The following is a 16770-nucleotide window of genomic DNA, read 5'->3' as shown; positions in this document are numbered from 1 at the left end:
TCACCTCCGCTGCGTGTTGTGAGAACACACGGGCCATAGGGAACGATCCGGTCACTCCTCCGGTTCGGTGAGCCCCGCCCGCTCGTCGCGCTCGGCCCACTCGATCAGCGGGGCGATCGAGTACACGGCATCGTCGATTCCTGCGTGCAGATCACCGAGATCCGCGAGTCGGGACGGCACGGTGTACATGGTGAGGTCTCGCGGCTCCACGTCGACGATCTCGTCCCACGTGATCGGCGTCGACACCGTCGCGTCCTGATTGCCGCGCACGGAGTACGCGCTCGCGATGGTGTGGTCGCGGGCGTTCTGGTTGTAGTCGACGAACAACTTCGTCGGGTCGCGGTCCTTGCGCCACCACGTCGTGGTCACGTCGTCCGGCGCGCGCCGCTCCACTTCCCGAGCGAACGCCAGTGCGGCCCTGCGGACATCGGCGAAGCCCTGCTCCGGCGCGATACGCACGTACACGTGCAACCCGTTGCCGCCCGACGTCTTCGGCCACCCGACGGCACCGAGTTCGTCGAGCACCTCGCGCGTCACCGCCGCCACCCGGCGCACCCGGTCGAAGGAGCAGTCCGGCATCGGATCCAGATCGATGCGCCACTCGTCCGGACTCTCCACGTCGGCGCGCCGGCTGTTCCACGGATGGAACTCCACCGTCGACATCTGCACGGCCCAGATCACGTGCGCCAGTTCGGTGACGCAGAGTTCGTCCGCGGTGCGGTTGTAGCGCGGGAAGGTGACCCGCACCGTCTCCATCCAGTCCGGAGCGCCTTTCGGCAACCGCTTCTGGTGCACCTTCTCCCCGGCGAGACCGTCGGGGAACCGGTGCATCATGCAGGGCCGCTCCCGCAGCGCGCGCACGATGCCGTCGCCGACAGACAGGTAGTACTCGACGAGATCACGCTTGGTGGCTCCGCTCGCCGGGAAGTACACGCGGTCGGGGTTGGACACCCGCACCGTGCGTCCGCGGACGTCGAGCTCGATCGCCGGTGACGTGGCTGCCATGTTCGCGATACTAGTGCGGGCCGAGGGGGTACACAGGAACACGTCGGAGTTCGTACGAGCGAAGGAGCACCCCTTGATCTTCATCACCGCCAAGTTCCGAGTGAAGGCAGAGCACGCGGACGACTGGCCCGAGATCTCGCGAGCCTTCACCGAGGCCTGCCAGGCGGAGGAGGGATGCCTCTGGTACTTCTGGTCGCGCACACTCGACGATCCCACCGAGTACGTCCTCGTCGAGGCCTTCCGCGACCCGGATGCCGGTGCGACACACGTGCAGTCGGACCACTTCAAGCAGGCGCAGAAGGATCTCCCGCCGTACCTGCAGGAGACTCCGAAGATCGTCAGCACCGAGGTGGAGGGCACCGACTGGTCGGAGCTCGGCGAACTCGCGGTCTAGTTCCGCGCGTCCACGATCTCGGCGAGCGTGCGGACGGCGTCGGCGAACACCCCCGGCAGTTCCTGCGGCGGGTTGTGGCCGGCGTCGACCGCACGCACGTCGACGAGATCCGTGAAGTGCGCGCCGTGGTCGCGCGATCCGTACAGGGCGGCGACCGTGTCCTCCGTCGGATCGAGGACGACGGTCGGCACCGTGATCGACGGCTGCCCGGCGAGCGCGTCCTGCGTGGCCGCGTACCGCGGGTCCCCCGCCGCGAGTCCGTACCGGTGTCGATACGAGTGCACCGCGACGTCGACGAAGTCCGGGTTGTCGAACGATGCTGCGGTGGCGGCGAATTCGGAGTCTCCGAACCGCCACGTCGGCGACCAGTCGGTCCACAACGTCTGCGCGATCTCGGCGCGGTAGGCAGCGAGGCCGGCGCGGCCGCGCTCCGAGTGCAGGTAGTACTGGTACCAGTACCGCTTCTCGAGGTGCGGCGGTGCCGGCGTCGTCACGGCAGCCTCGATGTCCTGCACCAGGTAGCCGGACACGCTGACCAGACCCGACACCGACTCGGGCCACAGCGCCGCCACCGCGCACGCCGCGCGGCCACCCCAGTCGTAGCCGGCGACGATCGGACGGTCGAGTGCCATCGCCCCGATGAGGTCGTGCAGATCGTGCGCCAACGCGGCCTGCTCTCCCGACCGCATCGTGGAGTCCTCGACGAACCGCGTGGGCCCGAAACCGCGCAGGTACGGCACCACCACGTCGGCACCCGTGTCGGCCAGCAGTCGGGCGACGTCGTCGTAGGACCGGGTGTCGTACGGGAACCCGTGCAGCAACACGACCGACGGGCCGCTTGGGTCTCCGTACCGCTCGACGCCCACGTCGAGCGCTCCTGCGCGCACCAGCTCCATGCCCGCCATCATGCCGTGCGTCGGTTGCTCGCAGAAAGCACCAGGTCCGTGCAGTGGTCGACGAAGTGCTGCCGTTCCACCACGATCTCGCCGTCGAGGTACGCCGTGAACAGGGCCGTCAGCGACCCGACGACACCGGTCGCAGTCAGCAGGCGGTCGACGTCGTTCGACTCGGCGGGCAGGTTGTCGCCGATGAGCGCGACGAAGATCGGCATGGTGCGCCGCCCCCAGGTGCTCAGCGCCGGATCGGCGAACGGCGCCGACAACAGCACTCGGCCGTGTTCGGGACGGTCGATCATGAGCTCGACGAACGCGGTGACGGCGCGGCGTGCGCGCTCCTCCGGGCGGCGGGCCTGACCCACCGCGCGGACCAGTGCATCGCGCCCCTCCTCGGCCACCGCGGTGTACACCGTGCGGACGAACGAGTCACGGTCGCCGAAGTTCTCGTAGAAGTAGCGCTCGGTCAACGACGCCCGCGAGCACACCGCCCGCACACTCACAGCGGGACCACCGACCGCTCCCAGCAGATCGATCCCGGCCGTGAGCAGTGCCGCGCGCCGCTGCTCGCGTCGCGCCTCGAGCGTGGTCACGTCGATGACACCTCACTGTTGACTGCCGTGCTCGCTCGACTCTACGGTGACAACATGCGTAGTCAAACGCTCGGCCCCGACTCCCTCACCTGGCGATGGTTCGGGGACTGGCGCGGGATCCTGCAGGGACCGTGGGCCGGCTCGATGCAGAACATGCACCCGGGTCTCGGCGCGGCCGTCAGCGAGCACTCGACGTTCGAGGTCGAGCGCTGGGAGCGCGTCATGCGCTCGCTCTATCCCATCGGCGGCGTCGTGTTCGACGGTGACCGCGCACCCGAGACCGCGGAACGAATCAGGCGCTACCACAACGACATCAGCGGTCTCGATGCTCACGGGCGGCCCTACCACGCCCTCGATCCCGACATCTTCTACTGGGCGCACGCCACGTTCTTCGTGGGCACCATGCGCACCGCCGAATACTTCATGGGCGGCATCACCGAGGCCGAGCGCGAGCTGCTGTTCGACGAGCACCGACGGTGGTACGGCCTGTACGGCATGAGCATGCGCCCCGTGCCCGAGACGTGGTCCGACTTCCAGGCGTACTGGGACCGGATGTGCCGCACCGTTCTCGAGGACACCCCGGCCGCGCGCCTGGTCCTCGACATGTCGTCCGTGCCGGTGCCACCGTTCCTGCCACTACCCGAGTGGCTGTGGGCCCGGATGTGCCCGGTCGTCGACCGCACCTTCCGGCGCATCACCGTCGGGCTCTACGACCCGGCTGTCCGAGACCTGCTGGGCTACACCTGGACCGATCGGGACGAGCGCTGGCTGCGGCGGCTGGGTTTCCTGGTGAACGTGGCATTCCGGGCCGTGCCGGCGCGGCGGCGCAAGCATCCGCGAGCGCGCGCCGGACTGGACCGCGCCGCCGGCCGGATCCCCCCTACCGCCCCGCTGGTCGAGACCCCCGACCGCAACCTCCCGCCCGCGGGTCGTCGGCAGAACCCGCGGCACTACGTTCCCGGGCGCTGAGGCTGAGTCGTCGGAATCGCCCTCGATTGTGCAGAACCGCGACATCGATCATCATCGTGTGGCTCCACACGCAAGCTGGTGGATCTCGTTGTGCACGAACGAGCGCTTCGTCCACAGGCGCGGACCACCGCCAGACCTCGACAGCACGCGAGCAACTCACACTCGGCCGATGGGAGTCCACACCAGACGACAGCTGATCGCCGGGGGCATCAGCGGCGCGACCGTCGATCGCAGAGCAGCGCGCGGCGAACTGCACCGACTGCTGCCCGGCGTGTACTCCACCGAACCACCCACGTACGAGGACAGGTGTGCGGCGGTCCGACTGTGGAAACCGCACGCCGTCGCCAGCCACGACACCGCAGCCTGGATCTGGGGGCTGCTGCCCGCGGAACCCTCCACGGTCCACGTGACGGTGCCGCCGACGGGGTACGCGGGTGGTCCGAACTGGGTGCGTGTTCATCGCCGGGCTCTGACGAACGTCAGATGGTTGGGGGACATACCTGTCGTGTCCCTCGAACACGCGATCCTCGACGTCGCCGGCACGTTGACCCGGCCGCAGTTCGAGAAGGTGATCGACAGGGCGCTGTCACGGGCGGTGAGCTGGCGTTCCCTGGCTCAGCTGTGCGACGAGGCTGCCGGGAAGACAGGCATGCGGATGCTGCGCGAACAGTTGCGGCGAGCATGCCCGAACACGTTGTCCGAACCCGAGCGCATGGTGGCGCGAGCTCTCACCGCCCGCAACATGCACCTGGAGATCAATGGCAAGGTCGGCCCGTACTACGGAGATCTGGTGGACCGGCGCGGGCGCGTGGTGGTGGAGATCGATGGGCGTGAGTTCCACACGGCTGCAGACGTCTTCACCAGCGATCGTCGCCGACAGAACGCACTGGTGTTGGACGGCTGGCTGGTTCTGAGATACTCCGCTGTCACGGTGAAGGCGAGCGTGGCCGCAGTCGCGGACGAGATCATCGAGACGGTGCGCCGGCGACGATCGCTCGCGCGAGGGTGAGCACACACGATCACCGGTGATTCTGCGGATGCGCGGAATCGTCGACGATCATGTGGCTACAGCCGCATCGACGCCACCACCTCCCCGACAGCACCGTCGAACTGGTGCCCACCCCGCTGGTGCTCGACCACCCGAGCGCCCGGGAGCCGCGCGGAGGCCAGTGCCAGGTGCGCGAACGGCACCACGTCGTCGTCGCGGCAGTGGTGCAGCGTCAGGGAGACCTCCGGCGAGACGGTCGGCCACTCGTACTGGTGGACGTCCCAGCCCGCGGCACTCCAGTCGGGCATCGCGAGCAACGTGGCGGCAGGAACCGGGAGCGAGGCGAGCACGTGCAGCAGGACGGTGGCGCCGAAGGAGTGGGCGATCACGACGTCGGGACTCGCCACGAGGCCGCGGCGTATCGGTCCTGCCCACGCCTCGACGCTCATGTCGTCGCTCGGGATGCGGGGCATGTCGACCGTCGCGCCGAGCAGCGCGCCGAACTCCTCCGCCATCGGCTCGTCGTCGTCCTCGCCGCCGGCGCCGTGGACGAACAGGAGTCTCGTCATACCGATACCGACTCGACGGGGCGCCGGAACTCACCGCGGAACGCCGAGAGCCGGCCACCCGTGGGGGTGACCGGCTCTCGTGCGATCAGGGAGCGGGACTCAGAAGTCCATGCCGCCCATGCCGCCGGTCGGATCGCCCGCGGGCGCTCCGGCCTTCTCCGGCTTGTCGGCGACGACGGCCTCGGTGGTGAGGAACAGAGCCGCGATCGACGCTGCGTTCTGCAGTGCCGAGCGGGTGACCTTGACCGGGTCGTTGATGCCGGCGGCGAGCAGGTCCTCGTACTCGTTGGTCGCGGCGTTGAGGCCGTGGCCGAGGGGGAGGTTGCGCACCTTCTCCGCGACGACGCCGGGCTCGAGGCCGGCGTTGAACGCGATCTGCTTCAGCGGTGCCTCGAGGGCGACGCGAACGATGTTCGCGCCGGTGGCCTCGTCGCCCGTGAGGTTGAGGTTCTCGAGTGCGGGAGCCGACTGCAGCAGCGCGACGCCACCACCGGCGACGATGCCCTCCTCGACAGCTGCCTTGGCGTTGCGCACGGCATCTTCGATGCGGTGCTTGCGCTCCTTGAGCTCGACCTCGGTGGCGGCACCGGCCTTGATGACTGCAACGCCACCGGCCAGCTTGGCCAGGCGCTCCTGCAGCTTCTCACGGTCGTAGTCCGAGTCGGAGTTCTCGATCTCGGAACGGATCTGCGAGACACGACCCGCGATGGCGTCGGCGTCGCCGGAGCCCTCGATGATGGTGGTCTCGTCCTTGGTGACGACGACCTTGCGAGCCTGGCCGAGCAGCTCGAGTCCGGCACCCTCGAGGGAGAGGCCGACCTCTTCGCTGATGACCTCGCCACCGGTGAGGATGGCGATGTCGGCGAGCTGCGCCTTGCGACGGTCACCGAAGCCCGGTGCCTTGACGGCGACGGACTTGAAGGTGCCACGGATCTTGTTCACGACGAGGGTGGAGAGCGCTTCGCCCTCGACGTCCTCGGCGATGATCAGGAGCGGCTTGCCGGACTGGATGACCTTCTCCAGCAGGGGCAGCAGGTCCTTGACGGTGGAGACCTTCGAGCTGACGAGCAGGATGTACGCGTCCTCGAGGACGGCTTCCTGACGCTCGGCGTCGGTGACGAAGTATCCCGAGATGTAGCCCTTGTCGAAGCGCATGCCCTCGGTGAGCTCGAGCTGCAGGCCGAAGGTGTTGGACTCCTCGACCGTGATGACGCCTTCCTTGCCGACCTTGTCCATGGCCTCGGCGATGAGCTCGCCGATGGACGCGTCGCCTGCGGAGATACCAGCGGTCGCAGCGATCTGCTCCTTGGTGTCGATCTCCTTGGCGGACTTCAGCAGGGACTCGGTGACAGCGGCGACGGCTGCCTCGATACCGCGCTTGAGGCCGAGCGGGTTCGCGCCGGCTGCGACGTTGCGCAGGCCTTCGCGGACGAGTGCCTGAGCGAGAACGGTCGCGGTGGTGGTGCCGTCACCTGCGACGTCGTCGGTCTTCTTGGCGACCTCTTTGACCAGCTCTGCGCCGATCTTCTCGTACGGGTCCTCCAGCTCGATCTCCTTGGCGATGGACACACCATCGTTGGTGATCGTGGGGGCGCCCCACTTCTTCTCGAGTACGACGTTGCGACCCTTGGGGCCCAACGTCACCTTGACTGCGTCGGCGAGGCTGTTCAAGCCCCGTTCGAGGCCACGGCGTGCCTCTTCGTCGAACGCGATGATCTTGGCCATTGCGAAGTGATCCTCCGGATTGGGGGTGACACACGAAGCGACCGCGGGTGGGTCGCTCCCTTTCCACATCCGGCCGAGTCGGTGCCCGCGACGGACGACCAGGGGTGTCGATGATTCCCGATCTCACCTCTTCGACCTGGCACTCACAGTACGCGAGTGCCAACCAGATTTCTAGCAGTCGAGGTGGTCGAGTGCAAGGTCGTCGTCGAGTGGTCGCGATTCACACGGTGTTCACGTGCCGGAACGACGACCGACTCACGCGTGAGAAGAATGTGTGACGCGACCAGTTGTCGCGCGCCACAACAGAATCCACGCGAATCGGACATATACACCCGCCCACCCCTGCGGACGAAAGGACCACATCGTGTCCGATGCAGTCGACACCGGTTACGACAACTCGGCGATGGCACACGAGGAGGAGGGCTACGACAAGGGCCTGAAGCCTCGGCAACTGCAGATGATCGCCATCGGCGGCGCGATCGGCACCGGCCTGTTCCTCGGCGCGGGCGGCCGCCTCGAGTCCGCGGGCCCGGGCCTGTTCATCATCTACGCCGTCTGCGGCGTCTTCGTCTTCTTCATCCTCCGAGCGCTCGGCGAGCTGGTGCTCCACCGCCCGTCCTCCGGATCGTTCGTCTCCTACGCCCGCGAGTTCTACGGCGAGAAGGCCGCCTACGCGGCCGGGTGGATGTACTTCCTCAACTGGGCGATGACGGCGATCGTCGACGTCACGGCCGTCGCGACGTACATGCACTACTGGGGCGCCTTCAAGGGCATCCCGCAATGGACCATCGCCCTGATCGCACTGGCCATCGTGCTCGCCGTGAACCTGGTGTCGGTGAAGTGGTTCGGCGAGATGGAGTTCTGGGCGGCCATGATCAAGGTCGCGGCGCTGGTGACGTTCCTGGTCGTCGGCACCGTCTTCCTCGCCGGTCGTTTCGACGTCGACGGCCAGTCGACCGGCTTCGGCGTCATCTCGGGCAACGGCGGACTCTTTCCCACAGGGGCGTGGCCGCTGGTCATCGTCACGTCGGGTGTCGTCTTCGCCTACGCGGCCGTCGAGCTGGTCGGGACCGCGGCCGGAGAGACCGAGAACCCGGCGAAGGTCATGCCGCGGGCCATCAACTCCGTCATCTTCCGCATCGCGGTGTTCTACGTGGGATCGCTGATCCTGCTGGCGCTGCTGTTGCCGTACACGACTTACCGGGCCGGGGAGAGCCCCTTCGTCACGTTCTTCTCCCGCATCGGCGTCGACGGCGCCGGCACGATCATGAACATCGTCGTGGTCACCGCGGCGCTGTCCAGCCTCAACGCCGGGCTGTACTCCACGGGCCGCATCCTGCGGTCGATGGCGATGAACGGCAGCGCGCCGTCGTTCACGGCGCGGATGAGCCGGAACGGTGTCCCCTACGGCGGCATCCTGCTCACCGGCGCCCTGACACTGCTCGGCGTGGCGCTCAACGCGTTCAAACCCGGCGAGGCGTTCGAGATCGTGCTCAACATGTCGGCCCTCGGCATCATCGCCTCGTGGGCGACCATCGTGCTCTGCCAGCTGCAGCTCTACCGGTGGAGCCGCAAGGGCATCCTCGAACGGCCGTCGTTCCGGCTCTTCGGGGCGCCGTACACGAGCTACGCGACGCTCGCGTTCCTCGCTGCGGTGCTGGTGCTCATGGCGCTCGACGCGCCGATCGGGACGTGGACCGTCGCCACACTCGTCGTCATCGTGCCGATGCTCATCGGCGGCTGGTTCCTCGTCCGGGCCCGCGTCCTCAGCGTCGCCGAGGAGCGGATGGGCTACACGGGCAAGTACCCCGTCGTCGCGAACCGGCCGACGGATCCCGAGACGCCGAGCGACTAGCGACGTCGGTACCAGGGCCGGTCGGGCTCAGGTGGCGTGTGGTCCCTCAGGGCCCGCGCCACCGCCACGCTCAGGTCGTGGCACGACGCGAACCGGTCCGGCGGCTCCTTGGCCAGCGCGCGCTGCACGACGGCGTCGAGGCGGGTCGGCAGGTCGGCCCGACGCGAGCTGACGGACGGCGGGGTCCGCCTCAGCTGGGCGTCCATGACGGCGAACGGAGTGGCCAGCGGGAACGGCGGCCGTCCCGTGAGCAGTTCGACGAGGGTGGCACCGAGCGCGTAGATGTCGGTGCGGGCGGTGAGCGTGCCGCCCCGCAGCAGTTCGGGTGCCGCGTAGCCGATCGATGTCAGCACCGTCCCGTCGTCCGACACCAGCGGTGTCGGCGAGGACGTCGACCGGGCGATTCCCCAGTCGGACAGCAGAATCTGCTCCCGGGTGTCCGCATCGGCGACACTCGCGAGCAGGATGTTGGCCGGCTTGACGTCCCGGTGGACGATCCCGAGCCCGTGCGCGTGATCGAGGGCTCTCGCCACGCCGTCGACGATGCGGGCGGCTCGGTGGACGTCGAGTGGGATCTGTCCGCGCGCGACGAGGCGGGCGGCGCTGTACCCGTCGACGTGCGACATCGACATCCACGGCCGCCCGCGGAACTCGCCGTGATCGTGCGCCGCGACGATGTTCGGGTGCTGCAGCAGGGCCCCGATCCGCACCTCGGCCGCGAACGCGTCCCGCGGGGCGTCCGCACGCAGGATCTTCAGGGTCTCCGGCGGTGCCGATCCACGTCGGGCGAGATACACCTCGGCGGTGCCGCCGTGACCGAGCAGTCTCTCGACGCGGAACCCCGCGAACTCGGATCCCGGCCGCAGGACCACTACCGACCGATCTCCAGCACCGCCGGCAGGTCCGCGACGGAGTCGACGACGAACGCCGGTTGCATCGCGTACTGGTCGCGTGCGTGCCGGTCGAGGCGTTCCTGACGGAACTTGCCCGTGCGGACCAACATGCCGCGCATGCCGACGACCTGGGCGGCGAGCACGTCGTTGTCGAGATCGTCCCCGACCATCACCACCAGGTCCGGATCGACGCCCATGCGTTCCGCCGACGTCTGGAAACCGAGCGGCGCCGGCTTGCCGACGGCCGTCGCCGTGCGGCCGGACGCCGATTCCATGCCCGTCAGATACATGCCCGTGTCGATGCGCAGCCCCTCGGCCGTGGTCCACATGAGGCTGCGGTGCATCGCGACGACGGGCACGCCCTGACACATCCAGTCGTAGACCCGGCTGAGCGCCTCGTGAGTGAACTGCTCGCCGGCGCCGCCGAGCACAACCACGTCCGGATCGCTGTCGACCCACTCCACGCCGGGCAGATCGTCGGCGATCCGGCCGCTGTTGAGGAGGACGCACCGTGCACCGGGGTACCGCGTCCGCAGGTGGTCGGCGGTGAGAGTGGCCGCGGTGACGATCTCGTCGGCGTGCACCTCGATGCCCGCATCGGTGAGCGCCTCGGAGATCTGCTCCCGCGTCTTCGACGTGGTGTTGGTCAGGAACGCGCACGCCACGTCGTTGCTGCGCAGCGTGCTCACCGTCTCCGCGGCCCCGGGCACGGGACGCCAACTGGTCATGAGCACACCGTCGATGTCGAACAGCACCCCACCGATCGGACTCATGCGACGAGCCTAGTGCCGCTACGGGTTCGGGGCAGGATGGGCGGGTTCGACGTTCTCGGCCGCGCCCGCGGACCGGGCCAGGGACACCGCCGAGACCACCACGAGAATCAGGGCGACGACCAGCACCACCGTGACCTCACGATCGGCGTCGAGGTACTCGCCCAGCACGACGAATCCCAGCAGCGACGCGACCATCGGTTCCATCACGGTCGTCGCGGGCAGCGAGGCCTGCAACGCACCCACCTGGAAGGCCGACTGCTGCAGCGAGATCGCGACCACGGCCACGGCCACGAGCGCGTACGGCTCGAACGAGGTCAGCAGCGGCTGCGGTCCGCGTCCGGCGAGGTGGACGACACTCTTCGTCAGCACGGCCGCGACGCCGAACAGCGCACCGCCGGCCAGTCCCAGCAGCAGGGCGCGCCGGGACCGGGAGCCGCTGCGCGCGCCGAGAACACAGGCGAGAACGAACGGGATTCCGACGCAGAGAACGACGACCCAGTGCCGCGTCTCGGCGCGTTCCACGCCGGGCCGCGGATCGCCCACGACGACGAGGACCGCGATGGCCGCCGTCAGCGCGGCAGCCCACAGCCAGTCCTTCGCCGACACGGTGCGGCCGGAGAACCGAGCACCCAGCGGCAGCGCGAACAGCAGGGACAACACGAGGAGCGGCTGCACCAGGAGAAGGGATCCGAGCCCCAACGCCGCCGCCTGCAGGCCGTAGCCGCCGATACCGACGACCGTGCCGATCCACCACAGCGGCTCGCGGATCAGCGTGGTGATGGGTCCCAGCCGACCGACGGACTCGTCGGGGATCGACGCCGCCGACCGCTGGCGGACGACGGTACCGACAGCGATGCACACCGCCGCCCCGACGGCGCAGAGCACCGCCAGGACGGTGGCGTTCACGACGGTTACAGACCGGCGATGCAGGACCGCCCGGTGGAGAGGTCGAGAGCGAAGGAGTTGAGACCGGCGCAGTTCACGCCCGTGACCGTGCTGGCCGTCGCGCCGCCGCCGTACCCGGCGATGGCGACGGAGGTGGCTCCGTTCGTGGCGAAGGACTGCGAGATGCCGCCACCGAGGGAGTACGAGTACGAGGTACCAGCTCCCAGAACGGCACTCAGCGCGGTGCCGAAGCCGGTGGCGTTCGACGTCGAGCGCCCGCCGTCGGCGACGCTGACCGCGGTACCGCTCTCGGACGCCGACGACGTGGCGACGCCGGCGCCGGTGGCCTTGGCTCCGCAGCTGGCCGTGTCGCTCACCTGGATGTCGTTGGCCGCGGGCGGGGACACGCAGGTGACCGGAGCCGCGGACGCCACCCCGGTACCGAGGATCGCCCCTGCGGCGATGGTGGCGCCGACCGCGATGGCTGCGCCGAATCGCGTTGCACGAGAGGAACTTCGATCCGAGCGCGTGGCGTTGGAGAAGAAGGACGAGGTGGGGATGAACGACACGGACGGCTCCTGAGGCTGTGCGAGAGAATGCATCGTGCAATGCACCGCAGACCTTACCGCCCGCTCGTCCCTACCGGCGGGTAACTCCATAACGATTCGATGTTGGGTTCAGCGGACGTGGCGCTGCCAGTCCCAGGGGACCCGAGACGACGGTCCGGGCACCGTCTGGTCCATCGGATGATGCTGTGGCGCAGCGAGTTCGGGCCCGTCGAAGCCCTCCTCGGTGACGTAGTTCCAGAACCACGTCTCCCCGGGTTCGAACGACTGCACGACGGGATGACCGCTGGTCGCGGCATGGGCACTCGCGTGCTGCGACGGTGAGGAGTCACAGCATCCGACGTGGCCGCACTGAGCGCACCGACGCAGGTGCACCCACCACCCGTCGGTGGCGTCGCACTCCACGCAGCCCGTGCCGCTGGGCGGTACCGCGGTGTCGATTCCGTTCGTGCTCATCCGACTTCCTCCTCTGCGGTCGGCATCGGCGCCCCGGCCGGGCCGTCGATCGGTATTCGTACCTGGAACCGGGTGTCTCCCGGCTCCGACAGCAACCGTAGGTCGCCGCCGTGCTTCTTCACCACGATCCGCCACGAGATGTCGAGGCCCAGACCGGTGCCCTCGCCCACAGGCTTGGTGGTGAAGAACGGTTCGAAGATGCGGGACCGGATCGCCTCCGGAACCCCCGGGCCGGTGTCCCCGATCTCGATGAGGGCCGTGTCGTTCTCCCGCGCGGTGCGCAGAGTGAGCGTTCCTCGGCCGTCCATGGCCTGTACGGCGTTGTCGATGAGGTTGGTCCACACCTGGTTGAGCTCCGCGGCGTACGCCGCGACGGGAGGCAGCGCCGGGTCGAAGTCCTTGACCACCGTGATGTCGTCGCCGATCTTGCGACCGAGCATCACCAGGGTGCTCTTGAGCAGGACGCGCAGGTCCGCGCGCTGGAAGGGTGCACGGTCCATCTGCGAATACTGCTTCGCCGCATACACCAGCGTCGACACCCGCGTCGTCGAGTCGGAGATCTCGTTCATGAGCAGCTCGGTCTCGATGGTGTAGTTGAGCCACCGGATTGTGCTCTCGAGAAGGTCCTTGCCGGTGTCCGCGGCGACGCGTTCGAGCCAGTTCGAGTCGATACCTGCCTGGACGAAGGTGGGAGCCAGATCCCAGCCGTCGGTGATCCCGTGCTCGTCGAACCACTCACCGAGCACGTCCTCGCGATCGGAGGCCTCCATCGGACTCAGATCCGGTGCCTTGCCGACCAGCTCGGCGGCCTCGTCCTGCAGACGGATCAAGCCCGTCAGCGAGTCGGTGTCGTAGACACCCGAGGCGATGACGCCGAGTTTGCGGCGCATGTGCGACACCCGGTCCCGCAGCGCCGCCGTCGCACGGACCGCCGCGGCGGCCGGGTTGTTCAGCTCATGTGTCAGACCGGCCGACAGCGACCCCAGCGCCAGCAACCGCTCCCGCTGGTCGATGACCTGCTTGCTGCTCTGCTGACCGAAGAACAGTCCCTCGAGCATGTGGACCGCCATGGGGAACCACTCTCGAACCAGGTCTCCGAACCGCTCGGCGTCGAGCACGAAGAACCGGGACGGACGCGTCACGTCCATGCCCGACATGTACTTCTGCGGGGCGCGGTCCCCGAGGTACGCCTGCCACGCACCCGCGTAGACGCCCCGCGACGACGTGCGGTTCACCTCGATCTTCTCGCCGCCGGACATCTTGGTCAGCACCAGTTCCCCGTCGAGGAGCACGTAGAAGCACGTGGCGTCGTCGCCCTCCGCGAACACGGGACCGGCCTCGATCATCTCCACGTGCCCGTTGGCACACAGTTGCTCGAGCTGCTCGTCGTCGAGCGACTCGAAGAGGAACAGCGTCTTCAGTTCCTCGGTGCTGCAGTCGAGTTCGGTCATGATGATCCAGCTTCCGGGACGCGTGCGGTGGTCAGGGTTGGGCGAGATAGCGGTGGACGAGCATGACGGCCATCGCACCCTCACCGACGGCCGACGCGACGCGCTTGGCGGAGTCCGCGCGCACGTCGCCCGCCGCGAAGATGCCGGGCACGCTGGTCTCGAGATGGTGCGGTGCGCGGTCGACCGACCAGCCCGGCGGGCGGGCCCCGTCGACCGTGAGGTCCTGACCCGAGACGACGAAGCCGTGGCGGTCGCGCACCACCACGCCGTCCAGCCACTCGGTCCGCGGCGCCGCCCCGATGAAGAGGAACAGGTAGCCCGTGTCGACGGTCTCCTCGTCGCCGGAGACCTTGTCGCGCAGGGTGATCTGTTCGAGGTGGCCGTCGCCGTGCGCGGCGGTCACCTCGGTGCAGGGGCGGACGGCGATGACGGGGTTCTTCTCGATCTGCTGCACGAGGTAGTACGACATGGAGGCCTCCAGCGACTCGGCGCGCACCACGATGGTCACCGACCGCGCCCACTTCGACAGGTACATCGCTGCCTGACCGGCGGAGTTCGCGCCGCCCACGATGTACACGTCCTGATCGGTACAGCCGACCGCCTCGGTGACCGCGGAGCCGTAGAAGACGCCGCGACCGGCGAACTCGTCGACCCCCGGCGCCGGATGCCGGCGGTAGGAGACACCCGTGGCGAGGATGATCGAGTGCGCGGCGATCGCACTGCCGTCGGTCAGACGCACCACGCGCGCCGGCCCGTCGACCTCGACACCCGCGACCTCGCGGGTGGTGACGAGTTCGGCGCCGAACTTCTCGGCCTGCCGACGTGCACGCTCGGCCAGCTGTGCGCCGGACACCCCGTCCGGGAAACCGAGGTAGTTCTCGATGCGCGAGCTCTGGCCCGCCTGCCCACCCGTCGCGGTGCGCTCGACGAGGACCGTCCGGAGACCCTCGGACGCGCCGTAGACGGCCGCGCCCAGGCCGGCGGGCCCGCCGCCCACGACGACGAGGTCGTAGAAGTCCTCCGTCGGCGTGGTGCCCAGACCGAAGTACTCGGCCAACTCGGTGTCGGTGGGGTCGAGCAGACACGACCCGTCCGCGCACACCACCACCGGCAGCGTGCGATCGTCGTGACCCGCCGCCGCCAACAGACGCGCTCCCTCGGGCTCGTCCGCGAGGAACCACCGGTACGGCAGCCTGTTGCGGGCGAGGAACTCGCGCATCTCCGACGATCGAGACGCCCACCGACCCGCGATGATCTTGGTCTCCAGGATGGGCCGGATGTCGGCGGCGTGCCACGCGTCGAGCAGCGTGTCCACCACCGGGTACAGCTTCTCCTCCGGCGGATCCCACGGCTTGAGCAGGTAGTAGTCGAGGTCGACGACATTGATCGCCTCGATGGCGGCGTCGGTGTCCGCGTACGCCGTGAGGAGCACGCGGCGCGCGAACGGGAAGATGTCCATGGCCTGCTCGAGGAACTCGAGACCGCTCATCGACGGCATGCGGTAGTCCGCGAGCAATACCGCGACCTGGTCACCGCGCAACGCGATCTCTCGCAACGCCTCCAGGGCGGACTCGCCGGACTCCGCCCGGATGATGCGGTACTTCTCGCCGTACTTGCGCCGCAGATCGCGGGCGACGGCGCGGGACACCCCGGGATCGTCGTCCACGGTGAGGATGGCCGGCTTGCTCGCGCCGGCCGAACTTCGGGGAGCTGGGTCGCTCACGAACCCGCCTTTCCACTCGTCACGACGGCGACAGTATGTCAGCGTCGTCGGCGGGGCACCTGACTTCGCTTGGCGGCCGGCCCCGGAGCAGCTGCCTTCTTCTTCTTCCTCGGCGGTGTCCCGCGTTCGGACTCGGTACGCGAGCTGTGCGCGGCCCGTCCGCGCACCACCCCCAGGAACTCCTGCGGCAGGTCGAGTGTTCCCTCCTCGGGTGCGGCGACCGATGTGGGCCAGGCCAGGAAGATCCGGGTGGGGTCCGCGTCGGTGACGGGCCGGTAGAGCAGGTCCTTGCGACTGTGCAGTCGGGCCAACGAGTGCGGCACGAGCACCGGGCCGACACCTGCGGCCACCATCTCGAGCGTCGTCGGCAGCGTCGCCTCGGATCGGTCGGAGCCGTCCTGCAGCGACTCGCCCTCGAGATCACCGAGCGTGACGGCGTCGTAGGCCGCGGCCGGATGGTCCTTGGGCACCACCACGACGGCGACCTCGGAGTACAGCGGGACGCAGTGCAGCCCCTCCCGCTCGGCGGGCTCCCGCACGAAGCACATGTCGACCACACCCGTCCGCAGCGCGTGGAGCTGGTCCGACTCCTCGACGACGACCGTCTGCAGGTCGGTGCCGGGGTGGCGATCCGCCCAGATCCGGGTCCATTTCGTGACCGTCACTCCCGGAACGAAACCGACCCGCAGCGTCGGCCGCGCCGGCGCTGCCGCAGCTTCCTCGGCGCGGCGGCGATCGTCCTCCGCCACGATGTCGCGGGCCCGGTCGAGCAGAGCCCGTCCGGCCTCGGTGAGTTCGGTGGGCCCGTCGCCCGGAACGAACAGGGGTTCGCCGACCTCGTCCTGGAGTTCCTTGACCGCGGCACTCAGTCGGAGCCGGGAGATGTTCAGCGCCTTCGCCGCGCGCCCGAACGCGAGCGTCTCGGCGACCTCGATGTACCAGCGCAGGACGGTCGCATCGTTCACCGGGCCAGCGTAGTCCCCGCTGCGCTCGGCCGACTTCCCGCTGCGCTCGGCCGACTTCCCGCTGCGC

At 68.8% G+C, this 16770-nt stretch carries 17 protein-coding genes; 4 read left to right on the top strand and 13 right to left on the bottom strand.

Annotation, left to right across the window (positions count from 1 at the left end; all coding sequences use genetic code 11):
* Nucleotides 1-51 precede the first annotated feature (51 nt).
* Complete coding sequence (gene ligD / locus QRN16_RS00310) at nt 52-1005, bottom strand: non-homologous end-joining DNA ligase (RefSeq protein ID WP_285184292.1); 954 nt, start codon at nt 1003-1005, stop codon at nt 52-54.
* A 73-nt stretch (nt 1006-1078) separates the two neighbouring features.
* Here ligD and QRN16_RS00305 point away from each other — a divergent pair, with 73 nt between their 5' ends.
* Nucleotides 1079-1399, top strand: a complete 321-nt coding sequence (locus QRN16_RS00305; protein ID WP_027506279.1) for a putative quinol monooxygenase — start codon at nt 1079-1081, stop codon at nt 1397-1399.
* Here the strand turns inward: QRN16_RS00305 and QRN16_RS00300 are convergent.
* Nucleotides 1396-2295: an alpha/beta fold hydrolase gene (locus QRN16_RS00300; RefSeq protein ID WP_285184291.1), complete on the bottom strand. Its 900-nt coding sequence runs from the start codon at nt 2293-2295 to the stop codon at nt 1396-1398. The two genes, QRN16_RS00305 and QRN16_RS00300, sit on opposite strands and share 4 nt — an antisense overlap.
* Nucleotides 2296-2303: 8 nt before the next feature.
* Nucleotides 2304-2885 (bottom strand): TetR/AcrR family transcriptional regulator, encoded by a 582-nt coding sequence (locus QRN16_RS00295; protein ID WP_285184290.1) that lies wholly within the window; start codon nt 2883-2885, stop codon nt 2304-2306.
* 54 nt (nt 2886-2939) lie between these two features.
* On the opposite strand from QRN16_RS00295, the gene QRN16_RS00290 reads away from it, so the two are divergent.
* Nucleotides 2940-3854, top strand: coding sequence for an oxygenase MpaB family protein (locus tag QRN16_RS00290; RefSeq protein ID WP_285184289.1), 915 nt, complete (start codon nt 2940-2942; stop codon nt 3852-3854).
* 169 nt (nt 3855-4023) lie between these two features.
* A complete protein-coding gene (locus QRN16_RS00285) occupies nt 4024-4863 on the top strand; it encodes a DUF559 domain-containing protein (RefSeq protein ID WP_285184288.1) in 840 nt (279 codons plus the stop codon).
* 56 nt (nt 4864-4919) lie between these two features.
* On the opposite strand, the gene QRN16_RS00280 is transcribed toward QRN16_RS00285, so the two are convergent.
* Entirely contained in the window at nt 4920-5411 is a 492-nt protein-coding gene (locus QRN16_RS00280) for an alpha/beta hydrolase (protein WP_285184287.1), read from the bottom strand.
* Nucleotides 5412-5510: 99 nt separating this feature from the next.
* Nucleotides 5511-7136 (bottom strand): chaperonin GroEL, encoded by a 1626-nt coding sequence (gene groL / locus QRN16_RS00275; protein WP_027506274.1) that lies wholly within the window; start codon nt 7134-7136, stop codon nt 5511-5513.
* A gap of 403 nt (nt 7137-7539) precedes the next feature.
* Here groL and QRN16_RS00270 point away from each other — a divergent pair, with 403 nt between their 5' ends.
* Complete coding sequence (locus tag QRN16_RS00270; protein WP_197027817.1) at nt 7540-8991, top strand: amino acid permease; 1452 nt, start codon at nt 7540-7542, stop codon at nt 8989-8991.
* On the opposite strand, the gene QRN16_RS00265 is transcribed toward QRN16_RS00270, so the two are convergent.
* The 8 genes from QRN16_RS00265 to QRN16_RS00230 form a co-directional block, all read right to left on the bottom strand.
* Entirely contained in the window at nt 8988-9863 is an 876-nt protein-coding gene (locus QRN16_RS00265; protein ID WP_285184286.1) for a serine/threonine-protein kinase, read from the bottom strand. The two genes, QRN16_RS00270 and QRN16_RS00265, sit on opposite strands and share 4 nt — an antisense overlap.
* A complete protein-coding gene (locus QRN16_RS00260) occupies nt 9863-10657 on the bottom strand; it encodes an HAD-IIA family hydrolase (RefSeq protein WP_222632042.1) in 795 nt (264 codons plus the stop codon). The genes QRN16_RS00265 and QRN16_RS00260 overlap by 1 nt, the downstream gene beginning before the upstream one ends.
* 18 nt (nt 10658-10675) lie before the next feature.
* A complete protein-coding gene (locus QRN16_RS00255; RefSeq protein ID WP_285184285.1) occupies nt 10676-11563 on the bottom strand; it encodes a DMT family transporter in 888 nt (295 codons plus the stop codon).
* 5 nt (nt 11564-11568) lie between these two features.
* Entirely contained in the window at nt 11569-12144 is a 576-nt protein-coding gene (locus QRN16_RS00250; RefSeq protein ID WP_502943966.1) for a DUF6764 family protein, read from the bottom strand.
* 75 nt (nt 12145-12219) lie between these two features.
* Nucleotides 12220-12564, bottom strand: a complete 345-nt coding sequence (locus QRN16_RS00245; protein ID WP_056441460.1) for a UBP-type zinc finger domain-containing protein — start codon at nt 12562-12564, stop codon at nt 12220-12222.
* Nucleotides 12561-14015: an ATP-binding protein gene (locus QRN16_RS00240; protein WP_285184283.1), complete on the bottom strand. Its 1455-nt coding sequence runs from the start codon at nt 14013-14015 to the stop codon at nt 12561-12563. Before QRN16_RS00240 ends, QRN16_RS00245 begins: the two co-directional genes overlap by 4 nt.
* Nucleotides 14016-14046: 31 nt before the next feature.
* Complete coding sequence (locus tag QRN16_RS00235) at nt 14047-15738, bottom strand: NAD(P)/FAD-dependent oxidoreductase (protein ID WP_285184282.1); 1692 nt, start codon at nt 15736-15738, stop codon at nt 14047-14049.
* A 38-nt stretch (nt 15739-15776) separates the two neighbouring features.
* On the bottom strand, nt 15777-16703 hold the full coding sequence (locus QRN16_RS00230; RefSeq protein ID WP_222646290.1) for a LysR family transcriptional regulator: 927 nt from the start codon (nt 16701-16703) through the stop codon (nt 15777-15779).
* Nucleotides 16704-16770 lie beyond the last annotated feature (67 nt).

The organism is Rhodococcus sp. MEB041 (assembly GCF_030208955.1).
GTDB lineage: Bacteria > Actinomycetota > Actinomycetes > Mycobacteriales > Mycobacteriaceae > Rhodococcoides.
This window is presented reverse-complemented; position numbering and strand designations above follow the sequence as displayed.